This window comes from Mesotoga sp. B105.6.4 (assembly GCF_002896535.1).
Lineage (GTDB): Bacteria > Thermotogota > Thermotogae > Petrotogales > Kosmotogaceae > Mesotoga.
On sequence record NZ_JWIM01000044.1, the window covers coordinates 61106 to 84883 of the forward strand.

Consider the following 23778-nt stretch of genomic DNA (forward strand, 5'->3'; position numbering starts at 1 on the left):
GCATAGGAAAAGTGCATACGGGTTTTGCGTATGCACTTTTTTCATTTGCTATACATATTAGGAATGGCCGTCATCAGAAATAATCTTTTCAAGCTGTAACAGATTGTCTATTGTGAAGTCGACTCGAATGGTTGGTCTGGATCCATTCTGAGAGAAGAAACATGTCTTTGTTCCCGCATCCCTTGCAGCAATGACGTCAAGGTCTCTATCACCAATGGAGAGAGTTGATCTGGGGTTCAGTCTATAATTTCTTATCGCGCTGACGAAAGCATCGGGGTCTGGTTTCCTCTTAAATCCGCTTTCTCTGGTGATTATGTCGCTGAAAAGCGAGGTCATTTCGTAGTAACTTAGCAGCTTGAAAGCAGTCTTTCGTGATCTATGAGTTATGATCAGATTCTTACCGCCATTCCTTACAACTATTGAGCACACCTCGCGAGCGCCTTCAAAAGGAGGTTGCTCAGCCGGGTCGAGTTCTTCTTCAGATTTCTTGAAGTCTTTGTAGAAGTCATAGTCAACTCCTCTATCCAAATAGAAATCAACGGCCTTTCCGAGGGTGTCTTTCATGAGGGAGAGAATTTCGTCTTCGGAAGCGACATATCCCTTTCTAAGCAGAGCCTGTTTAAACAGTCTGACCATAGCGGGGTATGTATTGAAAAGCGAACCGTCGAAATCCCATATAAGATTCTCGATCATCAGCTTTCACAACCACTGTATCTGTTGCACACCTGCAAAACAGAAGGAACCTGTTTCAAGGAGGTAACGACAAAATCAGCTTTTGTGGTTGCTGATGACGAATCTGGATTGAAGAGGCAGGTAGCTATTCCGGCGCGTTTCCCGGCCTCAATATCGATCTCTCGATCACCGATTGTAATAACTCTTTCTCTCTCAAGCCCATACTTGTCGATAATATACATAATTGCCTGTGGATCGGGCTTTCTGGCAAAACCACCGTCTGCGGATACAATTTCGGAGAAAAGATCCAGCATCTTGTAGTAATTCAGAAGTTTGGTCATGGAGTAATTACTCCTGTGACTGAAAAGGAAATTACTTCCACCGTTCTTATTAATCTGGATACAGGTATCCTTTGCCCCTTCAAAAGGTGGTTGTCTCTCCGGTTCAAGATGGTTCTCTATACTGTAGAAATCCTCCAGAAATCCACTGTGCAGTCTGTACTTATCCATGAAGTGTTGTGCAGCTTTCGATGTTGATTCCTTAAGCTTTTCAAGAATTTCTTTGACGGAAGCTCTCACCTCGTACTTCTCAAGGACCCTTGAGAATACCTCCGCTGCCGCAGGGTAAGTATCGAAGAGAGTGCCACCGAAATCCCAGATAACGTATTCATACATAATGGATTCTCCTTTCCTGTTGCTAAGTCAATGATATACGCTTTTCGGAATTTCGTCCTGTCGGCTTTTTTAAGAATCTTCACCTTCTTCAAGAAATCTCAGCTTCGACTCAGCAATTATTCTCATAGTCTCTTCTCTTCCTACCCAGCCTTCTATGCCTGTCTTCTTTTTTTCAAGGTCCTTGTAGATGGAGAAGAAGTGCTCGATCTCTTTAAGGAGATGAGGAGGAACATCATCCAGGCTTTCTATATAGTTCCAGACCGGATCATGTATCGGAACACAAAGGACTTTCTCGTCAGGGCCCTTCTCATCCCACATCTTGAATGCGCCGATTGGCTTTGCCTCAATCAGACACCCGGGAAAAGTCGGCTCCCATAGCAGAACCATTGCATCAAGCGGATCTTCGTCTTCAGCGAGCGTGTTTAATATGAAACCATAGTCCATCGGGTAATGAACAGCAGAAAACAGAGTCCTGTCGAACCTTATCCTCTTGAGTTTCTTATCATACTCATACTTATTCCTACTTCCCTTAGGAATCTCTATCATTATGTCAAGCACGGTTTCTTCCTGCAAAGCTCTCACCTCCTTATCAATTATGCCAGAAAGACTACAGACTAATGATTATCACAAAAGAAGAACCCCCTAAGGGGGTTCTTCTAAACCTATTTCAAAACATTCTTACCTGTTGTTAAACAAGAATACCCAGGCAGCAGCGTCTTCGCCGTTGATCTTCCCGTCCTTGGGGAAGGAAATGTCACAGGTTGCGATATCCTCTGCTTCTGTCGAACCTATCTTTTCGACCAAAGCTTCGAAATCCTTCTCGTCGATAATGCCATCACCGTTTATATCAAGACTGTCTTCTTCGTGATGTGCAAGATCGTCGAAAATCGGCAGATACATCTCTCTTCCTTCGATTTCCCAGAAACCTATCTGTCCGCTCTCATATTGTTCCTCGCTAATGGCGGGGATTACATAGTAGCCTCCATCTCCCCAATCATAGGCCCAGGAGTTCTTGATTATCCAGAAGGTGGTTGCTGTGAACTCTGGAGAACCGGTCTGTGTCGGATCCAAATACGTGTAGCTTTCGATTTCTTCGTCCAGTATAGGAGTTGCATCAGGATTCGTCCTGCCAGCTAGGATTATGTCATCGAGCTCGGTGGCATCCGCCCATCCAACTAGAGTGACTGCGTGTCCGCCTGTGCTGTAGTCTCCTTCTACAGGAGAATAGATTCCCTTGGAATAGAAGTTGAAACTGTATGGAACTGAGAAAGAGACAGCAAGAGATCCGTAATCCGCAAGAGCTGTCTTTATCATATTCAGATAATCCTCGTAGCTATATCCTAAGCGAGCTGCCGCTGTTGCAGGAGGTATCATCACACTTCTCGAGGACTTCAGCAGCGGAGCATTGTATGCCGATGGGGGCAGAGGAATCTCCTCTCTGGGGTCCAAATAGACTTCAGAATATGGAGCGTATTGTTCTTCCATCATTCCATACCTTATGAGATTGTACATTGCAAAGTAGCTGTTTCCACCCTCAAGGCTGTTCCTGTCCTGAACATAGTTGTCAGGTGAAAAGCTGTAGATGTCCCAGTCGATGTTATGATAGGTTCCCCATCGTTCCGAATAATCCAGGGTGTTATCCACGTTTCCGTTCATCCCATATATCTGCACTGCAAGCGCACTTTCAAAAGAACCAACAGTAGCGAAAGACCAGCAGCTGCCATGAATGAACTGGTCTCTAACGGGTTCAAGCCTCACGAAATAGCTTTCAGCCACTTCTCTCGGTTCCAAAAGGACGAAAGTTGACATCATGAGATCGTCTGTTGTGGTCATCCCCTGAATGGAAAAGTCCTCTACTTCTTCTATATATGCCATTCTAAGGTACTCAACCAACCGATCGCTAACATCCTTTGGAAGATCAATGTATCCATTAAGCCGCTCAAATATCGCATCGACATCTGCGATATTTGCGGTTTCAAGCTTTGCGACAAAGCTTTCTTCCAGACCTGCTTCCCAGCTCAAATTCAGCTTTTCTATTGAAGAATTTACTTTTTCCTCAGCTGACCTTACTTGAGTTGCAATACTTGCCAGTGCAAAGGACGATATCAAAACTACCGTAAGTAGAACTATAAAGGTTTTCTTCATAGTAATCCCCCCCTTACTCCAAGAAGACAATTGGTTCGTGGTCAACAATGAAACCGTCAACAGAACCATTGTCTACATCTCTGAAAGCGGGATTTGGCAAATCGGGATAGATGCCATATGTATCCCAGTAACCTTCGTACGCCAGTCCAACGGCAATGATCTCGCCTTCATAATCCTCAGGAACTGAGAAAGTGAGAGTTGCGAAGACATCATCGGCAGCTCCAGCTTCATCTGCTCCATTCAGGAAGGCTTTGTAAAGGGTGACAGCCTCATCACTACTCTTGAATGTTCCAACATCCTTTAGACCTGACATGAAGTTTCCGAATTCGACGCTTTCAAGAACCAAACCTTCGCTGTTCCACAGAGAGAGTTGAATATATCTGACGTCATACAGATCGGCGAAACTCGAAACATTTTCAGTCATAACGACGATAGTAAACGAGTCGCCAGGTCCTATATCACCGTCGGGAGTGGAAAGGCTGATAATCGGTTTTTCGTCTGAATCATACCTCTCTCTTAGAGCAAACGCTTTGTAGGCTTCTCCATAATCGTTAAGTGTGTTTCCAAAGACATGAGCCTCAACCCATCTTGCATAAACTGTGTTTAGTTCAAAACCGACTTCCGCAAGAGGATAGAATAGAACGAAACCACTATACGGACCTTCTACTCCGGCATAATATACTCTAATTGAGTCCGTGCCATACTCAAAACCGTACGGTACCCAAAGTGTACTATAAACTTCCAAGTAACCCGGTAGGTACACGTACCTGTGTAGATCAGATCTGTTGTTAGGTATCTCTTCCCAAGTGTCATACACGCCATCTTCATTGGTGTCCAGCAGGTTCAATCGCTTCCTTACAGTCACCTCTTCGGCAGGGACAATTTCCTCTGAAGCAGTCTTGTAGAACCTGATACCAAACTCTTCATCTTCGATGTACTCGAACAAATCGCTGTAATCGAAATACATCAGCCCAGCTCCAGATTGAAAGAGTTCTCTCTTCATATTAGTCGCTTTGAAAGAGATAGTCTTCTTTGTTTGAGCCCCCATCGAATCGGTCGCTACAACCTCTGCGACGTACTTTCCCTCTTCGTCTAGAGCGTACACCGCTTCGCCGGTGTCTACTACAGACAGAACTTCAGCCCCATTCTTGTAGAGCTTGAACTCAGAAGTGACTTCCGTGTCATCGAAGTCAGTTACTTCCCACTCGAAAGTGACAAGCGTCATCGGAGCAATTTCCTGTCCTTCCGAAACGGAGCCTGTCAACGATACCACTGGCGGATTGTTGATCTTGAAGCAGCCAGAGACAAAGAACAGGAATACAAGCAACAGAGATACGAACAATGCTTTCTTCATTCTCTTACCCCCTTTTTCGAGATTTCGTGTTCATGTACAATTATACATTGACGGGCAGTGATTATGAAATCGAAGAGCTCCGGCACAGGCTGTTTGTAATAAGTGGGAAGGGCACGCCTGAGAAGACTTCTCAAAGATTGACACGAACGTACAAAACTGTCTGGAAGGTATCATTTGAAATCGAAATTATTGCTTCGTCTGGAATGTCAAAACCCATCTCTTCGTTCTCCCGATTCTCGAATCTCAGCAGATCTTCAAGAGTTGCAATGAGTAGATTTTTAGATAATTTGCAGCCAGTTGAGTCTTCGGAAAGTTTGCAGTACTGGCGAATGACGTAGCGGAAAGAGTCTAAATTTCCCCTAATCTGCAGGCACTATGAACAAATGGGAGGCCTCTTTCACTCTCAAATCACATATAAAGAGAGCTCCTGTTGCCGGATGGTTCTCTTGGGCGGACAATGCAAATAAATACAATTCAAATTGTGGGGTTGAGAATGAGACGTCTTTCTTCGTTGCTACTGATTTTCTTTTTTATCATTGTACTAAGCTCATATTTTAAACAAGATTATACATCATTTGATCTAATGAATACTGAAGTAGAGTATTCTGCGAAAGACGTGACAGTTTCCTGGAAACCAACACATGGTATCAACAATCTATACCTATACTCTGTTGACGGAGGTGAATTCATCGAGATTTCTGAAACAGAGATCGTACTCACAGATCTGGAAGAAGGGTGGCACATTGTTGAAGTCAAGGTTATTGATTCGATCAGTTTGCCTGACAGGTACATCCACGGTGCCTTCTCGGAAGATTTCACTCCCTTTGGAAGGTATGTCTTTCTGGAATGGGAGTTCTGCGAGGAAGTATCCAGGGTCGAGTTTAGGTTTGTCTAAACAAACACGGAAGATTTCGAATATATAACCGATTGGCTTGACTGGAAACCCAGTAGCACTTCCATCCTCATAAGCGACGAAGGGCTGACAGCAACCCTGAAGGAGGGGAACATAGTTCTGGGCATTTTCGAGGTCGGTAAGATATACAGGATGTACATAAGGGCTTATGACAGACTGGGAGCACGCGCTACTGCGATCAGTACAGACCTTTTGTTGTTTTCAGGCTCGACGAAAGGTACGCCGGCGAAGACAAACCCCTGATCAATCTGGAAGCGGGAAAGATTCTGCCTTCCGACGAAGAGAGTACAGGTTCAATAGAAGTGGCCATCGTAGCACCCAACGTCGCACATTTGTGGGGAGCAAAAAGGAATACTTCGCACCCGATAACAGCCTGAACGGAGAACTCATGTACCTTCAGTTTTCCATAGTCCGTGACGAGGGTCGGGTATTTGAAGAGGCTTACTTCCGACAGTTTCTCGAAAACAGAACCAGTTTTGATGGTGTCATCCCTTCGAGCAAAGAAGCAGTAGTCGTCAGGGGTTTTATCGACGAAGCGCCTGGTATCTCTCAAGTGAGTGACATCGTTGCGGTTCTAAGATTCAGTTTCTCTGAAGAAATGAGCGAAGAAAGAGTGAATTTTGGAATCGGGTTACAACATGAATCTGATCCTACAGGTCCGAGATATTTCATAAGAGACGAGAAGAACAGAACTATTGATGGCATCACAGTGGACAATAATCCGATAGAGATCCAGCTGCCCGAACTTGCGGCAACGGGAATGTGAGGGGGAGATCTGTATGAAGAGACTCCTACTGGTTCTAGCTATGCTTCTGGTTGTCTATATATCTTTATATCTTTCTCGAATGTGCCGCGAAAGATGGTTTTCTGCAAGAGAGAGTCCAACAAGGAAATCTGGTTATTCATAACTTTAACAGGGAGCTGTCCAGGTTATGAATTCAACTGATCGGTTGTCAGAAATTCGGTAACACTGGCATGTTATAATCCATCTAAGTTGCTTTTCTCAAGCTTTACACTCATTCGGGAGGTAGCACATGTACGATTTCAGGGTGATTGAAAGGAAATGGCAGGATTACTATGCGAAGGAGAAGCCTTTTAACATAGATCTCAAGAAAGCGGAGAAGCCTTTCTACAATCTCATGATGTTTCCATATCCCTCCGCTGCCGGTCTCCACATAGGAAACATGTTTTCCTTCATCGGATCGGATGTATATGGAAGGTTCATGAAGCTCAAGGGCTACGACGTCTTCGAACCGATCGGTTTCGACGCTTTCGGTATACACAGCGAGAACTATGCCTTGAGAGTTGGGAGACATCCTGCTGAGCTCACTCCGAAAAGCATAGAGTACTTCAGAGAAGAGCAGCTCAAAATGATTGGTAATATTTTCGACTGGAACAGCGAAGCGATAACTTCTTCTCCGGAGTATTACAAGTGGACCCAGTGGATCTTCATTCAGTTGTTCAAGAACGGTCTTGCTGAGAAACGTGCGTCAAATGTTAACTGGTGTCCTTCGTGCAAGACAGTGCTGGCCGATGAGCAAGTAATTGACGGTCGTTGCGAACGATGCAATAATGAAGTCGAGAAACGTGAGATGAGTCAGTGGTTCTTTAAAATCACAAAGTATGCAGAGAAACTGCTGTCTAACCTCGAGAAGCTTGACTGGACGGATACTACTAAGAATCTTCAGCGCGCGTGGATAGGGAAATCTTCTGGAGCCACGATTTCTTTTAAAGTATCTGGAATGAATGAGCAGATAGATGTGTTTACAACCCGTCCAGATACGATATTTGGAGTAACTTACATAGTTGTAGCTCCTGAATACGGTCTGGTGAACAAGCTAGTCACGCCTTCAACAGTGGAGACTTTTGATAATTTCAAAGAAGAAGTGAAGAGCATGGATCTTGCCACAAGAACTTCTATTTCTCGTCCAAAAAACGGAATATTTACCGGTTCTTACGCCATTCACCCTCTTACTGGTGAGGAGCTTCCAATCTGGATAGGAGATTACGTGCTGGCAGAATATGGAACGGGTGCCGTTATGGCCGTCCCGGCGCACGATGAGAGGGATTATGTCTTTGCGAAGAAGTATGGACTAGAGATAAGACAGGTCATAGAATGCGATCCCTCACAGTTGCCCTATACTGAGAAGGGAAAGATGATCAACAGCGAAAAGTACTCGGGTACGCTCAGTGTTGATTTCATCGACAAGATTGACGAAGTGAGCGAAAGCATAAAGGGCTCTGTGAACTATCACCTTCATGACTGGTGTATTTCCAGACAGCGCTACTGGGGTCCTCCGATACCAATGATCTACTGTGATAAGTGTGGAACTATCCCCGTCCCTGAAGATCAATTGCCAGTGATGTTGCCAAATACCGATGACTACATACCTGACGGCAGCGGCAAGTCTCCACTGGCCAAGAACAGCGAATTTGTCAACACGACTTGCCCGATTTGTGGAGAGGCTGCCAGAAGAGAGACCGATGTCTCCGACAACTTCCTTGATTCGGCATGGTATTATCTGCGATATCTTTCACCGAACAATGACAGTGCACCTTTTGATGATGGGCTGGTTGAAAAATGGTGCCCGGTCGATATGTATATAGGCGGAAATGAACACGCAACTCTCCATCTGATGTACTCGAGATTTCTTGCGATGGCGCTACACGATATGGGTTTTCTTCCTTTTGAAGAGCCGTTTACTTCATTTAGAGGACACGGGCTTATCATAAAAGATGGGGAGAAGATGTCGAAATCGAAGGGAAATATCGTCAATCCAAACGAGTATTTTGAGAGCCATGGAGTGGATGCCCTTAGAACCTATCTGATGTTTATGGGGACCTTTCTCGAAGGCGGAGATTTCCGGGACAGCGGAATGGACGCTATGAGAAGGTTTCTGAATCGAGTTTGGGACATCGCAACAATGCCTGAAGGCAAGAGTTCGACAGATCTGAAGATAAAGATGGCAGAGACTGTGGAAAAGGTCGAATATTCAATCAAGAATATCAAGCCGAACACGGCAATAGCCGCTCTCATGGAGTTCGTCAATGAGGCTTCGAAAGAGAGCGCTATCGAGAGACAGCTCGTAGTAGATATGGCAAAACTCCTCTCGCCTTTCGCCCCCTTCATTTGCGAAGAGATATACAGCATGAAAGGCGGGAAGAAGAGGACTATTCTTGAAGATGGTTTCCCTTCTGGCTATGAGAAATACGCTTCTCTGGCGAAGACTGAATTGCCTGTTCAGATTACCGGTAAGATGAGAGGAAAGGTTGTGCTTCCTCAGAACGCATCCCAGGAAAAGGCAATGGAAGTGGTAATGGCTGATGAGAAGCTCTCAAAAATGCTTGAAGGAAAGTCAATAAGAAAGATCATCTACGTACAGGACAAGATAATCAATATAATTATTTGAGTGTAGTAAGAAATAGTATAGTCTCAACATCTAGAAGGAGGGCCAGTGGCTCTCCTTTGTTTTCCATCGATTCATCTCCATTTTGATGTGGGTTTTCGTGAAACGAAAATGCTTGAATTTTCGTATCTTGCATGGTGTCTTACAGTACTGAACACAGCCTCTTCCAGAACTGCTTGTTGATTATCTATGGAAAGCGGCAGATCAAAGTGGTAGAAACCATCAGGTGCGTCATGCTCGCTTCTCAGAGACTCGTATTTCTTGCGTAGTCCCATTTCCTATATCGTATCGACCACGTAATCTGCCTCGATATATGTTCCATTACCCGCTAGACTGTGGAGAATCTTTTTGTAGAGCGACAACTTCTGTTTGTATCCGAAATGATGCATCGACTGAACCGAAATGGCAACGTCGAATCCTTCCGATGGCAAATCAACTTAGAAGTAGGAACCGGTAATCAAGTTCAGGTTGTCCAGTCTGTCTTCATGTTTGATTCTAAGAATTTCGAGCATCTTCTGGGACAAGTCGACACATGCTACTCTGGCTGTCGTGTTTAGTCTGAATATCTCGTCGAGTTCGAGTCCCATCCCGCAACCGAGATCAAGTATCCTGATTCCAGCAGTAACTAAAACAACTAAAACTAACCTTTCCACTTCTCTGTAGAATTCAGCAGATTCTTTGATATTGTTCTTCGTGTGTGATTCGTATGAATCGGCTCTTCTGTTAAAAAAGGAAGCAATTCTTCCAGTTGATTATTTATTTCTTTTTCTCTACGAATCAAAACAACACATGCCCCCTTTCTTCAGTCGCTATGATCTTCTGTAATAATATTGAAGTGGTCAGCAAACGTTATGTTTTTTCGAAATGGCGAATCGAGCTGTGATGATTTTGCACTTCACGAAGATCAAACCGAACATTAATCGAAGGTGACAGGAATGATAGTAAGTGCGAGCAGAAGGACAGATATCCCTGGTTTTTATTCAGAGTGGATGATAGAGCGTTTGAAAAGTGGCTTTGCTCTTGTTAGGAATCCATTCAATCCCCATCAGGTGAGCAAAGTCAACCTAAATCCAGAAGCAGTAGACTGCTTCGTATTTTGGACAAAGGATCCCCAAAAAATGTTAGACAAGCTGAATCACTTTGCCGATTACTGTTATTATTTTCAATTCACGATTACGCCCTATCATGGAAGTGTAGAGCCTGGGCTTCGCAACAAGAGAGAGATTATCGAGACCTTCAAAAAGCTTTCCGGAAAGATTGGAGAAAACAGAGTGATTTGGAGATACGATCCTATTCTGATAAATGCGGACTATAGTGTCGACCATCATCTACGGGCCTTTGAAAAAATGGCGCATTTGCTTAAGGGGTTCACTGAAGAGTGTGTGATTAGTTTTCTCGATTACTATCAGAAGATCTCATCAAACCTTCGAAAACTTGATGCAAGGGCACCGAATGAAATTGAGGTAAGGAAAATTGCTAGCCATTATTCAGAAGTATCATCTTCTGAAGGAATGAAGCTGAAGACATGTTCAGAGACCGTTGATCTTTCGGAATATGGAATTAGTCACGGAAGCTGTATTGACGGGACGCTAATTGACAGGCTGACAGGCAAAAGGATTGATCACCCAAAAGACAGATATCAGAGAGCTGCATGCCGCTGTGTCGAGAGTGTCGACATTGGCGCATATAATACCTGTCTTAATCGTTGCCTATACTGCTATGCAAGCTTTAGTGAGAAAGCGATTCGTAAAAATTATCATTCCTTTAATCCAAAGGCCCCGCTTCTTTGTAGCGAATTGCAGGAGCACGATGAGATTACTGAGAGAAAGAAGTAGAGATATGCTAAATTTGGTAGAAATGATCTATACTAAGTCTGCTTCACTTGCCAGATCATTCGAAGAAATCTGTTTTGCCCGTATTAAACAAGGTAATCTCTTCATCATGCTATCCTGAAAGAAGTATCTTATAATTGGCTTGAGAGAAGAGTTTCTATGTAAGAATGCGGTAGGAGGGTTTCTAATGGAAGAATTCTTGAGTGGCGATCTCTTCAGATGGGTTCTTATGCCTCTGATAATCTTCTTCGCAAGGATCATCGACGTTTCTCTTGGAACCACGAGAATCATAATGGTTTCGAGAGGCAAGAAGGAAATGGCAAGTGTAATCGGTTTTTTTGAGATTATTCTGTGGTTGCTCGTTGCCAGCAAAGTAATCCAGAGTGTTGACAATGTACTTTACATTCTTGCTTATGCAGGTGGCTTCGCGGCCGGTAGCTACATAGGAATGCTCATTGATGAGAGGCTTGCAATTGGAACCGTATCGGTTAGGTTGATAATTTCGAGAGATCCAACTGAACTTATAGAAAAACTGTGCCAGGCTGGATTTGGAGTTACAAAGATAGACGCTCACGGCGCTCGAGGAAAGGCTTACATTATTTACAGTATCATAAACAGGAAAGAAGTGGAAGACTTCGAGAGAATCGCTCTGGAATGCGTTCCAAAGGCGTTCATGTCAGTTGAAGATATTCGAAAGGTAAAAGAGGGTGTCTTCCTCCCCAAAGATACGATGCGCCTCAGAAGGGAATCTCCCTTAAGAAAGTCCAAATAGCTTTCCAGAAGCGTTATCATTTAGAGAGATGAGGGGGGATGTCTCCCTCATCTCTTTATGTCATTGAAAATGTTGCCGTCTCTGATTTCAACTATTCTGTCTGTCTCTTCTGCGATTCTTCTATCGTGAGTAATTATTACGAATGTTGTTCCGTATCTCTTGTTGAGATCACGCATGAGGCTGAAGACCTTCGCCGAAGTATCGGAGTCGAGATTGCCCGTAGGTTCATCTGCAAGTATAATCTTCGGATTGTTGATAAGGGCCCTTGCTATTGCGGTTCTTTGCTGTTGACCTCCCGACATGTTTGGAGCCAGATTATTCCTAACCTCGCTGATTTCAACGACATCCATTAGTTCCTTCGCCCTTTCCATAATTTCCTTCGAGGGTTTAAGACCTTTAATTCTGTAAGGAAGAATTACGTTTTCGAAAGCAGTGAACTCGGGAAGCAGATAATGAAACTGGAATATGAATCCAATAGTCTCATTTCTAACACTTGCGAGTTCATTCTTGTTCATTTTGTTTGTCTGTTTCCCTGCGATTTTAATTTCACCGCTCGTGGGTTGATCTAAAGTGCCCATAATGTTCATGAGTGTAGATTTTCCGCTTCCAGACTGTCCGACTATCGAAAGAAACGATGAGTCTTCGATTTCAAGATCCACACCGTGAAGAACTTCTGTCTTCACAACCGTTCCGTAAACCTTCTTTATATCCTTAAGCTCGATTATGTTAGCCATTTCGTATCACCTCAACAGGGCTGAGTTTGGAGGATCTCCTGGCTGGGACCATTGCGGCAATAGTTGAAGCGCCAATGGCAATGAGCGCGGACAACATTACAAACCCATAACTCAGAGAGATTCTGATGATCGGTTCTCCGTCAGTCCCTACGGCAAAAGTGGAGAACATTATTATAAGCAGGATTCCGAATGCAATTCCAACTACTGCTCCCACAATGCCGAGAGCGAGTCCCTGAAAGAGAAAGACGAAACTCGTCGTGGAATCCTTAAGGCCCATAGCTTTCAGGATTCCAATCTGCCTTGATTTCTGGACTACAGTTATTGCGAGCACACTTGCTATTCCAAGGGAAACGGCTATGATTACGAACACCTGAATCATTATGCTTGAGACGCTCTGCCCGTTCAGTCCGGAGAGGAGATCTTCGTTCTGAGATTTCCAGTCAGTGACAAGTAAAGCAGACCCCGAAAGACGTTCAGAAATGACAGAGGCGTTTTCATCAGCTCTGAAGACCTCGCTCACCTGCATCTCTATCGATGTGACTGTATCACCAAGTTTCCCAACTGACTGAGCGGTGCCAATCGTTGAGATCAGCCAGTTCTTGTTAAGGCTTGCAACACCCAGATCGAAAACACCGACTACCTTCAGAATCTCAACTGCTCTATCTGGAGTGAAGATTGTGATTTCTTCTCCAAGGTTCACATCGAGCTCATTCTTAAGACCCCTGCCGATAATGATTTCTCCGTCTCTTTCAGGAAGGCTGCCATCAATGAGGCGATTATCCGTTTTGTAAATAACATGTGATTCGGGGAACTGCAGACCTCGGAGCAGAACAGATAAGGTTCTGTCGCCGCTGCTTATGAAGACAGGAACATCCGCGCTTGCAGAAAGAGCCGTCAGTTCTGTTGCAAATCAAGAGAAGCGATTTCCGAAATTATGCCTTGCCAGTCTTCTACTCTGTTGTTTTCCGATGAGGAGACTGTTATCTGCGAAGAGCTTCCGATTGTTGTGTCCACCAAGTCTTTTTGGAGTCCCTGGATAAGCGAGCTTATGAACACCTGAACGGAAACACCTATTGCAATTCCCATTACTATGAGAAGAGTTTGGGTCTTGCTGGAAGATAGAAAGCGCATCGCAATTGAAAAAGCTAATCTCATCTTACATCACTCTCCCCAGAGCTAGAATCTCTCTCGGATCTTTCAGGAAGATATCTGCACCGACTTCCTTCCAGTAGTCGGGATTTTTTTCGAATGCATTTCCACCTACGACAACTCTCGATTTCCCACCGGCTTCTTTAATTCGCGAAATCATCCTTCGTGTGTTTATTAGGTTGTAGTAGTTTGAAACACTAATCGCAACGTACATTGGACTCAGCTTTTTCGCAGCCTCAAGGAAGGTGTCTAGCGGGGTATTTGCTCCGACGAATATGGAATTGTACCCAGCGATAGTGAAGATATCCGAAATCATTCTAGCTCCGATCTCATGATACTCTTCGGGCGGGCAGAGTACTGCCGCTGTCTGATCATTCTTTTCTGATCCATTGTCTCTTCTTTTCTTCACAATATAAGGGAAGCAGCATTCCATTACCGTTCTGACAATAGAGCTCCTTATATGTTCGTTCCATATACACAATCTGTTGCTCACGTAGTCGCAATCCCAACTCCTCAAAGCGGGTGCAAGAATATCCAGATACAAATCGATTACTTCAACATTGCCAGACTCAAGCGATTCTATGCACACCATCACTGCCCTCTCTTTATCTTGTGAGTCGAGAGCGCTTATAAAGTTGCTCTTGATGTCGTTCAAGATGTCCTCCTTATTCTAGTGAATCAAGCATTTTCATATCCTCTCTGTCGAGAACAATCATGCCTGCTTCTAGATTTTCTCTCAGGTGTTCAAGCTTGGATGCCTTTGGTATGACCACCACACCATCTTTCCCCAGCAACCATGCAAGCATTACTTGCTGAACAGAGGCCGAGTATTTTTCAGAGAATCCAGTCAGAAGTTTCTCGGTTGAGGCTTTTAGTGCGTTTCTCTTTAGCGGCGAGTATGCGGTTAGGGTAATGCCATGATCTTGGCAGTATGGTAGAAGCTCATTCATTGCTTGCCGGTCCTCTAGATTGAAGAGAACCTGATTGTTCACAATAGGTTCCTTTGAAATAGATACGGCCTTCTTAAGGAGCTGCGTGTCGAAATTAGAAACTCCGATGTGCCTTATCCGTCCGTTCTTCACTTCTTCATTCATCGCCGAAAGAGTCTCTTCTAGCGGAACTTCAGGATTCGGCCAGTGAATAAGATACAGATCAATATAGTCTGTTCTCAGCCTCTTCAGTGTTCTTTCAAGGGCTTTGTGTAAGTCAACACTCCGCAAATGAGTGGGCCAGACCTTAGATGTGATAAACAATTCTTCTCTACTGAAAATCGAGACTGCCTCTCCAATTATTTCTTCGGTATGGCCACCACCATAGTATTCGGCAGTATCTATGTGCTTGTAACCCATTTCAATGGCTCTGGACAATGTGTCAATGTGTTCTCTGTCCCTCGTTTCATCAGGAACGTCTCTTCCTCCGATCTCCCATGTGCCTAGACCAATGGCGGGGATTTCTCCTTTGTTATCCTTCAGAGTTCTATATATCATTTAGATCACCCCCATTCCCTAAATTCTACATTAATATTTCGATAGATAATAGTCTGCGATAAATCTAGAACTCCTCCTGGTTAATATAGGTAGACTGCCTTTGATGTATAATAAATGGAACGGGCTGATCACTTTGCAATAGTAGCTATGAACGGTCTTTCACAAACGGCTTTTCCAGAAATCAGGGTCTACATCTGGTACCTTCCTGTGTTAGTTATGAACAGAATCTAAGAAACCAGACGAAGGAGGGAGCGCCATGTACATTGTTTGCGATTTGAGGTACGCTGTTTCTGAAAGTAGATCCACAGAGGCTTTGAAGATGATACTTGAGACGCTCTCAAAAAAGTTGCTTCTGGGAGCCCAAGGTGACACGCTCAACATGAGAGCCGAGACTGAAGATACAATTGAAGTTCAGATCATGGCTCTGAAAGGTTCCTGTTCCTTTGAAGAAGTGGTGCCAAGGATCAACGAGTACCTTTCACTGATCTCAAGAGCCCTGGAAACAAGTTTTCCAGATTACAGAGTAGTCAGTTCATACATCTACCCCGATGAAGAAGAGACACCTTACCTACTCTGTTGAAGTCATAAAAAGAGGGCCAAGAGCCCTCTTTTTCTTTAGAATCGAAACCTCTGTTCGGCATAATTGTATGGTTGACAAACAAAGTAACGAAAAGTATAATTATATTGTAGCTAATAATAATTATTATAAATATGGAGGTGCTTTATGGAGAAAAGGATTCCATTGATCGGAGAAGATTTCCCTGAGATGAAAGTCAAGACAACACATGGGGTAATGAACCTACCGGAAGCGCACAAGGGAAAATGGTTTGTTCTATTCAGTCATCCGGGGGACTTTACACCGGTTTGCACGACCGAATTCGTGGGCTTTCAGAGAAGATATGATAAGTTCAGAGAGTTAAACTGTGAACTCGTAGGTCTTAGCGTTGACCAAGTCTTCTCTCATATAAAGTGGGTGGAGTGGATAGAAGAGAAGCTAGGTGTGAAAATCGAGTTCCCTATTATCGCGGACGAAATGGGCGAAGTAGGAATGACTCTCGGGCTTATTCATCCTGCAAAGGGAACGAATACTGTCAGGGCGGTCTTCATTGTTGATCCGAAGGGAAAGATCAGAGCTATCCTCTATTATCCGCAAGAGCTGGGAAGGAATATGGACGAGATTCTCAGAATGGTAAAGGGCTTCCAGGTTGCCGATAAGAATGGAGTGGCTATTCCGGCAGATTGGCCAAACAACGAGATTATTGGGGATCACGTAATCATTCCTCCCGCATCAGATGTCAAGACTGCTGAAGAGAGAAAGGGCAAGGAAGGTTGTTACGACTGGTGGTTCTGCCACAAAAGCTTATAGATAGACTGTAAGCAGTTAGTACTAATGGGATCGGCATTGGCCGATCCCATTTTTATAGCTTTATTATGCTTAGGATATCTTCAGTGAACTTCTATAATCGGTTTCCTCTGTAGATTGCATAAGATCTCTTGGTTCAAACCATACTCTTAGAGCTTGTTTCTTGGAGTTATTTCTATCTAATCGATGCTAGATTGACGAGAATGGCAGTGATGGATCCTGATGCGGTGTATAGCCTCTTTGAACGAAAGAAGAAGTTTGGTATCATTAGGGTGAAAAAAATTTCCTTCGGAGGTGGTTAAAATGAAAAAAATATTCTTTGTAGTATTTCTGGTGTTGATGCTTTCGGTAACAATGACTGGAAAACTTGTTTACTGGCACACTCAGGAAGAAGAATCCAGACAGCAGATTATTGCTCAGTTGATCGAGTCGTTTACAATTGAAACCGGAGTAGAAGTTGATGTTGTGGCAATCGAGGAGAACGAGATGTTCTCGAGATTGGCTGCGGCTTCTGCGGCTGATACGCTTCCAGACCTAATTGAAGCTGGCGCTGAAACTATTCTCGGCCTTGGAGCTGATGGTCTACTGGATACTGTGATTCCAACAAGATTCATCAGAAATGCAGGGGATTTCTACACTGGTGCAACAAGATTTGTTATTACTCCGGCTGGGGATCAGTATTTTGCTATTCCTTATCACGGATGGGTTCAAGGAATTTGGTACAGAAGAGATTGGTTTGAAGAAGCGGGTCTTGCCGAACCAACAACTTGGGATGCGATTATGGAGGCGGCAAAGTATTTCCACGATCCTCAGAATGGAATGTATGGAATCGTACTTGGAAAGACCAACGATGCTTACGCGGAACAGGTCTTCACAATCTTTGCTTTGTCAAACGGAGCAAGGATTTTCGACAAGGACGGAAATGTAGTCATTAACTCTCCTGAGATGAGAGAGGTACTTCAGTACTACAAGGACCTTGGCGCATATTCAGCTCCAGGACATACCTACTGGCAGCAGGCAAGAGAACTCTATCTTGCGGGTAGGACACCGATGATGTTCTACTCAACTTACGTCATGGATGACCTGGCTCTTGCCGAGATTCAGACTCAGTTCATAAGCGACTTTGATCCAGATCTTGTTAAGAACACTGAATTCGCTCCCATGATGACTAACAGCAGGCCTTCCTCCTTTGGACAGGTCTTGTCGCTCGCGATCGTCAAGTCTTCCCAGAACAAGCTTGATGTTCTCAAACTTCTCGATTTCATGTTCGAGCCGGACAATTACATAAAGTACATACATATGGCTCCCGGTGGAATGCTTCCTACAAGAGCTTCCATAGCTGAAAGCGAAGAATTCCTGAACGATCCAAAGGGGATTTATAAGAGCTACGGCGCAGAAAAGATCAAGGCAATCATTTATGGTATGGAGAATATTGAGAAGTTCGGTTATGTAGAAGGAAGAGTCTTCCCCGAAATGGGAAAGATATCCGGAGCCTTCACAATAGGAAATGGCATAGTCATGATGTTCGATAACAACGCAACCCCAGATCAGGTTCTAACCTTCTGGAGAGAGGATATTAGAAAGCTTATAGGAAGATAAACGCCTGACATCGAAGGCCCCGGAGCCGGGGCCTTCCTTTTTTGGAGGTAGATCTTATGCAGCAAGCAGCCTCTTCCATATTGAAGAAGGAAAATAGTTTAGGTTGGAAACTTGTTTCGCCAACAGTAATCCTACTGATGATATTGATAATCTATCCGGTGGCGTATAACATATACATTTCGTTTTTCGACTACGGGATTACTAGTTCAACATTCGTAGGATTAGAAAACTATATCCGAGTTTTCAAAGACGCCGCTTTCTGGAAGTCCTTCTTCATAACTGTTGGTTTCACTCTGATGACAGTTATTGGAAGCATATTGTTGGGTCTCGGAGTAGCGCTGATGATGAACAAGGAGTTCAAGGGGAGGGCGATAGTTAGGACGATCATTCTGCTTCCATACATTACCCCACTTATCTCGATAGTCTTTTCATGGAAGTACATATTTGATCCAAGCTACGGGCCTTTTATGCAGTTATTCAGTCAAAGTCTCGGATGGGTCTCTCCGCAACTTGATCTCCTAAACAACTCGAACAATGCATTCTTTGTGGCATCGATATTCAACATTTGGCGGAACTTCCCTTTTGTTTACCTGATGCTGCTTTCAAGACTTCAATCTATTCCCGATGAGTACTACGAGGCTGCAGAAATCGATGGAGCAACATCATGGAATAAGTTCACGAATATCACTCTACCGGAGATCTATTTCGTCATGAGTGCTGTCGCTCTCATGAGGGGTATCTGGAATTTCTATAAGTTTGACGAGGTCTATCTGATCAGCAAGAGAGCTGGCACTCTGCCTATCTTTATCTATGAAAGGGTTATCGGTACAACTTCGCCGGAGTACGGAGTGGCCGCGGCAATTGCAACAATCCTTATGGTAATTATGCTTGGGCTGATAACTGCATACGTGAAGAAGGTGTTGAAATGGTAAGGAAGAAGACACCCTTCAGAAGAGTCATGTTTGCATTGGGGATCTCTTTAATCTGTTTCTTCATACTCATTCCGTTTTATTTCATGGTTCATGTATCTCTTAAGGCAGACTACGACCCGAACAAAATGACATTCTCAGATTTCACAATCAGAAACTATCTGGAGATATTTGGGCTTATTCAAAGTAGTGAGACAGAGTTTTTCGGCGATGAGATAATTAGGGCAAATCTTGAACCTGTATTGAAGAGGATAGATGAGTTGGAAGAGAGAACGGCCTCAATTGAAGTGTATACGCGGTATGTTCATGATGTACAGCTCAAGGCCAAGGAAAAAGAACTGAGAGATATCGTTGATCTTGTGATCGACTTCAGTGGAATTGATGTAACAGACAGGGAAGAGTTTATTGAAAACTCGCTCGTTCCAGGTACAGAGGAGGCTTCAATAATCGAGGAAAACATGAAAACCATATTCAGTGCAAATGATGTGAAACGGTTCACGGATTTGAGAGCCGAGGTTGACAATGCTCTCTCCGAGGAAGCGCTTGCTGCCGGTTTCGAAAAGGCAAAGGCTCAACTGAAATTATTCGAAGCGCAGAAGACAAAAATATTGGAAGAGAGAGCTAGTGAATTTCCCTTCTTGAAATACCTTAGAAACTCGCTGATATTCGCAGGGATTTCCGCTTTGATAAGCCTCTTCGTAGCGATTTTAGGAGCATATGCATTCTCGAGGTTGAGATTCAAGGGTAGGGGACTTGTTCAGCGTTCGGTTCTTTTCGTGTATCTGTTCGGTGGTACCGTAATAATGGTTCCGCTTTATCAGATGGCGGTGAAGCTTGGAATCCTTTCTACTCCATTTGGTACAGGAGTTTATCTGATCATGGTCTATGTTATTCAGACACTTCCGGTTTCTCTTTATATGTTGGGAAACTATTTCCGGACAATTCCGTTTTCAATAGAAGAAGCGGCGATTATCGATGGCTGTTCCAGAGTCCAGGCGATTTTCAAGATCGTTATTCCTCTTTCGCTTCCGGCAATAGTCACTGTATACATCTACGCATTCATGATTGGCTGGAATGAGTATCTATTCGCTTCGGCCTTCCTGGGGCTAAAATCATACAAAGATCTCTTCACTCTCCCTATCGGGCTGAATGCATTTTCCGGTTCCGCTCATGCAGTTTGGGGAAGGTTGATGGCGGCTTCCGTGGTTTCTGCAATACCAATCATCATAATTTTTACTCTTATGCAGAAGTATTTGACTAGTGGATTCACTGCCGGAGGAGTAAAAGAATAGGAGGTGTAAGAATGTCTGGATTGAATCATACTTCATACGATATTGTAGTAGGAATACCAAGTTTCAATAACGCAGGCACCATCAAATACGTTGTTGAAACGTCTGTAAGAGGACTTAATCAGTTCTTTCCATCTTTAAGATCCTGCATACTCAATTCCGATGGTGGATCAACAGATAATACTGAAGGGGCTTTCTTTTCAGCCTACAGTGACGGGGTGGATTTGCTGTCTTTCAAGTACCGGGGGATTTCCGGAAAGGGAAGTGCGATGAGGTCAATAATGGAAAAAGCAAGATCGCTGAATGCTAAGGTGGTTGTCTTTCTGGATTCTGATCTGAGAAGCGTCGAACCCTTTTGGATTGAAAGGCTTGTAAATCCAGTTCTCGAGAAGAACGCAGCGTACGTGACGCCTTACTATGTCCGACACAAGTACGATGGAACGATTACCAACAGCATCTGCTATCCGCTTACCACGGCTCTCTACGGGAGAAAATTGAGGCAGCCTATTGGTGGAGACTTCGGTGTCGGGAGAGAGATCATAGATTACTGCACATCTGTTTCAGACAACACATGGAACTCAGATGTTTCCAGATTTGGGATCGACATATGGATGACCACTTCGGCTGTGAATGAGGTCAAAGGGGAGATTTACCAGGCCGCTCTCGGTACCAAGATCCATGATGTCAAAGATCCCGGAAAGCAACTAGGGAGCATGTTCCGAGAGGTAGTAGGGACTCTCTTCTCCCTTATGCAGAAGTATGAAAGCAGATGGAAGCATGTGAAGGGGTATACTGAATCACCAATTTACGGTGATGCGGTGGTGGGAGAGCCGGAATCGCTTGAAGTAGATCTAGGAAACATGATTTTGAAGTTCTATGAGGGCATAGAAAACCAGAAGAGTTTTGTCAAAGAGATTCTTGGCCCGGAGATTTTCGAAGGCTTGTTTCTTCTAGGAAAGACCGATGCGATGATCGAAGACGATCTGTGGGTTAGAATTGTTTACTCAATCGCATCTAGTTACAGAGATGAAGCGTTGAGAGAGAGACTTATAGAATTGCTTGTTCCGCTATATTTCGGGAGGGTTGCTTACTTCGTTTCGAAAACGGAATCACTGGTCCAGGAAGATGCAGAGAAAGAAACGGAAAAGCTCCTTGAGAAATTTGTGGAAACAAAAGGTGAGTTGATATCGATATGGGAGAAGAATTCGGGATAGTCGAGAAGCTTAGGGCGATGATCAAGGGACTAAACCCTGCTGAAAAGAAAGCGGCTAGATACATCATAGATTTTCCAGATGATGTCATTCATCACTCGATAAGTGAGCTCTCTGTTCTAGCAGGGACGAGCGAGACCACGATCTTCAGGCTGTCCAAAAAGCTGAATTTCAATGGCTACCAGGCATTCAAGATTCAGTTGGCCAGAGAGCTCTCAAGAGAGTCGCCGCCGATTTCGGCCGATAAAAACAAGTTGATCTCGGATTTGATTGACGCTCTTAATCAACAGAATCACTTAATAGATGATGAACAGCTAGATAGGATAGCAAAGCGAATGGTGAAAGCAAACAGAGTGATCTTCTTTGGAGTTGCATCAAGTGGTATAGTGGCAGAGTTTGGGGCAACTCTATTCATGAGAGCGGGTTTTTCGACCGCATTTTACACTGATCCTCATCTGCAGATAATGACCGCAGTTTCTCTCAACTGGGATGATATTGTCTTCGGTATTTCCGCAAGTGGGAACATAAGAGATACTGTCAAGTCTATTGAAGTAGCCTCGGATTCTGGGGCTTATACTGTAGCCATTACAGGTGGCATCGGATCGAGAATTGTCAGCGTTTCAAAAGAGACTATCTACGTGGCGCAAGGTGGTCATGAGACGGGGATACCGTTGCTTCAGCCTAGAGTGTGCCAGCTTGCTGTAATTCAACTTCTGTTGGAGAAATCTATTAAACTCAGAAATGGAACGATGCAGACTCTGGAGAAAGTAGACAGGACACTTGATAAAAAGAGATACTTATGACTCGAATATCAACGGAAGAATATCTCTATGAAGTCTATCATTGCGACAGTGAGTTCGTTTGCATGAATTTGAGAAATTGAGTCAATAATTACAATCAACGCTGAGTGCCACATGCAGGTCGTATCTTCCTCTCAGTCTCTCCAAAAACTATACTCTTGAGGAATCACCATCGAAGGCAAACCCCTTACTAAAAACGTTGGAACAGGCTTCTGCCACTTCGGTCCTGTACAGTGAACCGCAATTGGTAATAATCTCGCTCAGAGCATATTCTGTTCCGTACTTCTCTCTGTAAGGTCTGTAGAAGCTCATCGCGGCGACTACCTCGGATACAGCGATGATGCTGCCTTCAAGGCTGATCTCCGATCCCCTAAGGCCGTTAGGATAGCCTGACCCATCTATCCTCTCGTGGTGGTGAAGGATTGCATTAGAGACCTCTTCAGGAAAGGGGGCACCTTTGCTGATTTCGAATCCCGTATTGGGATGTTCTCTAAGAAGAACCTTCTCAAAACTGTGTAAGGGGCCTGGTCTGCTAATCATGTCTAGAAACAGCGAAGTCATTCCTATGTCGTGGATTTTTCCTGCCATTTCGAGACAGGCCTTTGTGAAAGAATCAAGGCTCATTTCATCTGCTATGGCTATCGCAAGATCTGAGACGTTCTTCTCATGATTCTCAACATATATACTCTTGATCCTGAACATCCGTAACAAAGAATCTGCAGTACCCCTGCAGATATCTAGACGGCTTGCCTCACCAAATTCGACAGATCTTCGGGACAAGGAATAGTAATCTTCATTCACTGAAAACTCCCCCGTTCGATGAACATATGGATGGAGCCTGGAAATCTCGAGAACACTTTTTTGGTCCATTCTAGAAGGGTTGTATAAACAGTTTGCAATAATGGGCAATTTCTCAATCAAATCATTAACCGCTGCTTCATAACGAATCATCTTGCAGAGTGGAATCGCCGAGTCCAAAAGGGCAGTACCTTCCCCCGCTACGCAGAGACCATTGAACCCCTCTTCAAGAGCTTTTAGAGCGAAATCTTCAAGAAACTTGACCTGTCTCTCCGGATCGAAAGACCCGTTACTAAGGTACGAACGACGCGGATCTATTATCTCTATTGCTTTTTCATGAACCAAACCCTCCACGGTCTGCTTTCGACTGAGAGTCACGCTCCTCAGAGAGGCGACATCCTTCTCTGGCATCAAGTACAAGAGCTTATAGTTATTCGAAAGGCCCACAATCAAAAAGGAACCGATCGCACTTTCAAAATCGCGATTCGATTCATAGAGAGTAATCCCATGCATCCGTGACTCCATATGGCAACAGCTCCAAAATCGGTTATGAATTTACAAGAGAATTGTGCTTTCCGAATTATAGCACGGACCCTGAGTTCGTCCCAAATACGATATCCTGTCTTTCGAGACAGTTTGTCTTATTCAAT

Annotated in this window: 24 protein-coding genes; 12 read left to right on the forward strand and 12 right to left on the reverse strand. The window is 44.0% G+C overall.

Annotated elements, in window-relative coordinates:
* Window positions 1-57: 57 nt before the first annotated feature.
* From RJ60_RS09960 to RJ60_RS09980, 5 genes are all read right to left on the reverse strand, one after another.
* Window positions 58-693, reverse strand: coding sequence for an HAD-IA family hydrolase (locus RJ60_RS09960; protein ID WP_103134630.1), 636 nt, complete (start codon window positions 691-693; stop codon window positions 58-60).
* Window positions 693-1346 (reverse strand): HAD-IA family hydrolase, encoded by a 654-nt coding sequence (locus RJ60_RS09965; protein ID WP_099829784.1) that lies wholly within the window; start codon window positions 1344-1346, stop codon window positions 693-695. Before RJ60_RS09965 ends, RJ60_RS09960 begins: the two co-directional genes overlap by 1 nt.
* A gap of 69 nt (window positions 1347-1415) precedes the next feature.
* Window positions 1416-1919 carry an inorganic diphosphatase gene (locus RJ60_RS09970; RefSeq protein ID WP_103134631.1) on the reverse strand — a complete coding sequence of 168 codons (504 nt, stop codon included), beginning with the start codon at window positions 1917-1919 and terminating at the stop codon, window positions 1416-1418.
* A 105-nt stretch (window positions 1920-2024) separates the two neighbouring features.
* Window positions 2025-3491, reverse strand: coding sequence for a C1 family peptidase (locus tag RJ60_RS09975; RefSeq protein WP_103134632.1), 1467 nt, complete (start codon window positions 3489-3491; stop codon window positions 2025-2027).
* Window positions 3492-3504: 13 nt separating this feature from the next.
* Complete coding sequence (locus RJ60_RS09980) at window positions 3505-4845, reverse strand: hypothetical protein (RefSeq protein ID WP_103134633.1); 1341 nt, start codon at window positions 4843-4845, stop codon at window positions 3505-3507.
* 493 nt (window positions 4846-5338) lie between these two features.
* Between RJ60_RS09980 and RJ60_RS09990 the strand changes: the two genes are divergently transcribed.
* The 3 genes from RJ60_RS09990 to leuS all read left to right on the forward strand — a co-directional run bounded on the left by RJ60_RS09990 (window position 5339) and on the right by leuS (window position 9168).
* Complete coding sequence (locus RJ60_RS09990; protein ID WP_103134635.1) at window positions 5339-5740, forward strand: hypothetical protein; 402 nt, start codon at window positions 5339-5341, stop codon at window positions 5738-5740.
* 352 nt (window positions 5741-6092) lie between these two features.
* Entirely contained in the window at window positions 6093-6524 is a 432-nt protein-coding gene (locus tag RJ60_RS09995; protein WP_103134636.1) for a hypothetical protein, read from the forward strand.
* Between the two features lie 268 nt (window positions 6525-6792).
* Window positions 6793-9168, forward strand: a complete 2376-nt coding sequence (gene leuS, locus RJ60_RS10000; RefSeq protein WP_103134637.1) for a leucine--tRNA ligase — start codon at window positions 6793-6795, stop codon at window positions 9166-9168.
* A gap of 434 nt (window positions 9169-9602) precedes the next feature.
* Here leuS and RJ60_RS10005 read toward each other — a convergent pair whose 3' ends face one another.
* On the reverse strand, window positions 9603-9818 hold the full coding sequence (locus RJ60_RS10005; protein WP_103134638.1) for a class I SAM-dependent methyltransferase: 216 nt from the start codon (window positions 9816-9818) through the stop codon (window positions 9603-9605).
* Between the two features lie 282 nt (window positions 9819-10100).
* Here RJ60_RS10005 and RJ60_RS10010 point away from each other — a divergent pair, with 282 nt between their 5' ends.
* Both RJ60_RS10010 and RJ60_RS10015 read left to right on the forward strand, forming a co-directional pair.
* On the forward strand, window positions 10101-11000 hold the full coding sequence (locus RJ60_RS10010; protein WP_103134639.1) for a DUF1848 domain-containing protein: 900 nt from the start codon (window positions 10101-10103) through the stop codon (window positions 10998-11000).
* 184 nt (window positions 11001-11184) lie between these two features.
* Entirely contained in the window at window positions 11185-11769 is a 585-nt protein-coding gene (locus RJ60_RS10015) for a DUF2179 domain-containing protein (RefSeq protein ID WP_103134640.1), read from the forward strand.
* 47 nt (window positions 11770-11816) lie between these two features.
* Here RJ60_RS10015 and RJ60_RS10020 read toward each other — a convergent pair whose 3' ends face one another.
* From RJ60_RS10020 to RJ60_RS10035, 5 genes are all read right to left on the reverse strand, one after another.
* Window positions 11817-12503 (reverse strand): ABC transporter ATP-binding protein, encoded by a 687-nt coding sequence (locus RJ60_RS10020; protein WP_103134641.1) that lies wholly within the window; start codon window positions 12501-12503, stop codon window positions 11817-11819.
* The gene (locus RJ60_RS16225; protein WP_258006271.1) at window positions 12496-13203 is read right to left on the reverse strand and encodes an ABC transporter permease; all 708 of its coding nucleotides are present in this window, start codon (window positions 13201-13203) and stop codon (window positions 12496-12498) included. Before RJ60_RS16225 ends, RJ60_RS10020 begins: the two co-directional genes overlap by 8 nt.
* Before the next feature lie 194 nt (window positions 13204-13397).
* Window positions 13398-13658 carry a hypothetical protein gene (locus RJ60_RS16230; RefSeq protein WP_258006272.1) on the reverse strand — a complete coding sequence of 87 codons (261 nt, stop codon included), beginning with the start codon at window positions 13656-13658 and terminating at the stop codon, window positions 13398-13400.
* A gap of 1 nt (window position 13659) precedes the next feature.
* Window positions 13660-14307 carry a B12-binding domain-containing protein gene (locus RJ60_RS10030; protein ID WP_103134642.1) on the reverse strand — a complete coding sequence of 216 codons (648 nt, stop codon included), beginning with the start codon at window positions 14305-14307 and terminating at the stop codon, window positions 13660-13662.
* A gap of 10 nt (window positions 14308-14317) precedes the next feature.
* Complete coding sequence (locus RJ60_RS10035; RefSeq protein WP_099829798.1) at window positions 14318-15139, reverse strand: aldo/keto reductase; 822 nt, start codon at window positions 15137-15139, stop codon at window positions 14318-14320.
* A gap of 256 nt (window positions 15140-15395) precedes the next feature.
* On the opposite strand from RJ60_RS10035, the gene RJ60_RS10040 reads away from it, so the two are divergent.
* The 7 genes from RJ60_RS10040 (at window position 15396) to RJ60_RS10070 (ending at window position 22333) form a co-directional block, all read left to right on the forward strand.
* Window positions 15396-15719 carry a hypothetical protein gene (locus RJ60_RS10040; protein WP_099829799.1) on the forward strand — a complete coding sequence of 108 codons (324 nt, stop codon included), beginning with the start codon at window positions 15396-15398 and terminating at the stop codon, window positions 15717-15719.
* A 144-nt stretch (window positions 15720-15863) separates the two neighbouring features.
* Window positions 15864-16505 carry a peroxiredoxin gene (locus RJ60_RS10045; RefSeq protein WP_103134643.1) on the forward strand — a complete coding sequence of 214 codons (642 nt, stop codon included), beginning with the start codon at window positions 15864-15866 and terminating at the stop codon, window positions 16503-16505.
* Between the two features lie 300 nt (window positions 16506-16805).
* A complete protein-coding gene (locus RJ60_RS10050; RefSeq protein ID WP_103134644.1) occupies window positions 16806-18101 on the forward strand; it encodes an ABC transporter substrate-binding protein in 1296 nt (431 codons plus the stop codon).
* A 56-nt stretch (window positions 18102-18157) separates the two neighbouring features.
* Window positions 18158-19033 (forward strand): carbohydrate ABC transporter permease, encoded by an 876-nt coding sequence (locus RJ60_RS10055; RefSeq protein ID WP_103134645.1) that lies wholly within the window; start codon window positions 18158-18160, stop codon window positions 19031-19033.
* On the forward strand, window positions 19027-20322 hold the full coding sequence (locus RJ60_RS10060) for a carbohydrate ABC transporter permease (RefSeq protein ID WP_103134646.1): 1296 nt from the start codon (window positions 19027-19029) through the stop codon (window positions 20320-20322). The genes RJ60_RS10055 and RJ60_RS10060 overlap by 7 nt, the downstream gene beginning before the upstream one ends.
* 11 nt (window positions 20323-20333) lie before the next feature.
* Entirely contained in the window at window positions 20334-21533 is a 1200-nt protein-coding gene (locus RJ60_RS10065) for a glycosyltransferase (protein ID WP_103134647.1), read from the forward strand.
* Window positions 21512-22333: a MurR/RpiR family transcriptional regulator gene (locus RJ60_RS10070; protein WP_099829805.1), complete on the forward strand. Its 822-nt coding sequence runs from the start codon at window positions 21512-21514 to the stop codon at window positions 22331-22333. Before RJ60_RS10065 ends, RJ60_RS10070 begins: the two co-directional genes overlap by 22 nt.
* A 147-nt stretch (window positions 22334-22480) precedes the next feature.
* Here the strand turns inward: RJ60_RS10070 and RJ60_RS10075 are convergent, their stop codons facing one another.
* Entirely contained in the window at window positions 22481-23641 is a 1161-nt protein-coding gene (locus RJ60_RS10075) for an MEDS domain-containing protein (protein WP_258006273.1), read from the reverse strand.
* Window positions 23642-23778: the final 137 nt, after the last annotated feature.

Excerpts from the sequence above, each read along its gene's own strand:
- RJ60_RS10015 (WP_103134640.1), top strand. The coding sequence starts at position 11,185 with ATGGAAGAATTCTTGAGTGGCGATCTCTTCAGATGGGTTCTTATGCCT.
- RJ60_RS16230 (WP_258006272.1), bottom strand. The coding sequence starts at position 13,658 with ATGAGATTAGCTTTTTCAATTGCGATGCGCTTTCTATCTTCCAGCAAG.
- RJ60_RS10055 (WP_103134645.1), top strand. The coding sequence starts at position 18,158 with ATGCAGCAAGCAGCCTCTTCCATATTGAAGAAGGAAAATAGTTTAGGT.
- RJ60_RS10060 (WP_103134646.1), top strand. The coding sequence starts at position 19,027 with ATGGTAAGGAAGAAGACACCCTTCAGAAGAGTCATGTTTGCATTGGGG.
- RJ60_RS10050 (WP_103134644.1), top strand. The coding sequence starts at position 16,806 with ATGAAAAAAATATTCTTTGTAGTATTTCTGGTGTTGATGCTTTCGGTA.
- leuS (WP_103134637.1), top strand. The coding sequence starts at position 6,793 with ATGTACGATTTCAGGGTGATTGAAAGGAAATGGCAGGATTACTATGCG.
- RJ60_RS09975 (WP_103134632.1), bottom strand. The coding sequence starts at position 3,491 with ATGAAGAAAACCTTTATAGTTCTACTTACGGTAGTTTTGATATCGTCC.
- RJ60_RS09960 (WP_103134630.1), bottom strand. The coding sequence starts at position 693 with ATGATCGAGAATCTTATATGGGATTTCGACGGTTCGCTTTTCAATACA.
- RJ60_RS09965 (WP_099829784.1), bottom strand. The coding sequence starts at position 1,346 with ATGTATGAATACGTTATCTGGGATTTCGGTGGCACTCTCTTCGATACT.
- RJ60_RS10035 (WP_099829798.1), bottom strand. The coding sequence starts at position 15,139 with ATGATATATAGAACTCTGAAGGATAACAAAGGAGAAATCCCCGCCATT.
- RJ60_RS10075 (WP_258006273.1), bottom strand. The coding sequence starts at position 23,641 with ATGCATGGGATTACTCTCTATGAATCGAATCGCGATTTTGAAAGTGCG.
- RJ60_RS09990 (WP_103134635.1), top strand. The coding sequence starts at position 5,339 with ATGAGACGTCTTTCTTCGTTGCTACTGATTTTCTTTTTTATCATTGTA.
- RJ60_RS10020 (WP_103134641.1), bottom strand. The coding sequence starts at position 12,503 with ATGGCTAACATAATCGAGCTTAAGGATATAAAGAAGGTTTACGGAACG.
- RJ60_RS10065 (WP_103134647.1), top strand. The coding sequence starts at position 20,334 with ATGTCTGGATTGAATCATACTTCATACGATATTGTAGTAGGAATACCA.
- RJ60_RS10040 (WP_099829799.1), top strand. The coding sequence starts at position 15,396 with ATGTACATTGTTTGCGATTTGAGGTACGCTGTTTCTGAAAGTAGATCC.
- RJ60_RS10045 (WP_103134643.1), top strand. The coding sequence starts at position 15,864 with ATGGAGAAAAGGATTCCATTGATCGGAGAAGATTTCCCTGAGATGAAA.
- RJ60_RS10070 (WP_099829805.1), top strand. The coding sequence starts at position 21,512 with ATGGGAGAAGAATTCGGGATAGTCGAGAAGCTTAGGGCGATGATCAAG.
- RJ60_RS10010 (WP_103134639.1), top strand. The coding sequence starts at position 10,101 with ATGATAGTAAGTGCGAGCAGAAGGACAGATATCCCTGGTTTTTATTCA.
- RJ60_RS09980 (WP_103134633.1), bottom strand. The coding sequence starts at position 4,845 with ATGAAGAAAGCATTGTTCGTATCTCTGTTGCTTGTATTCCTGTTCTTT.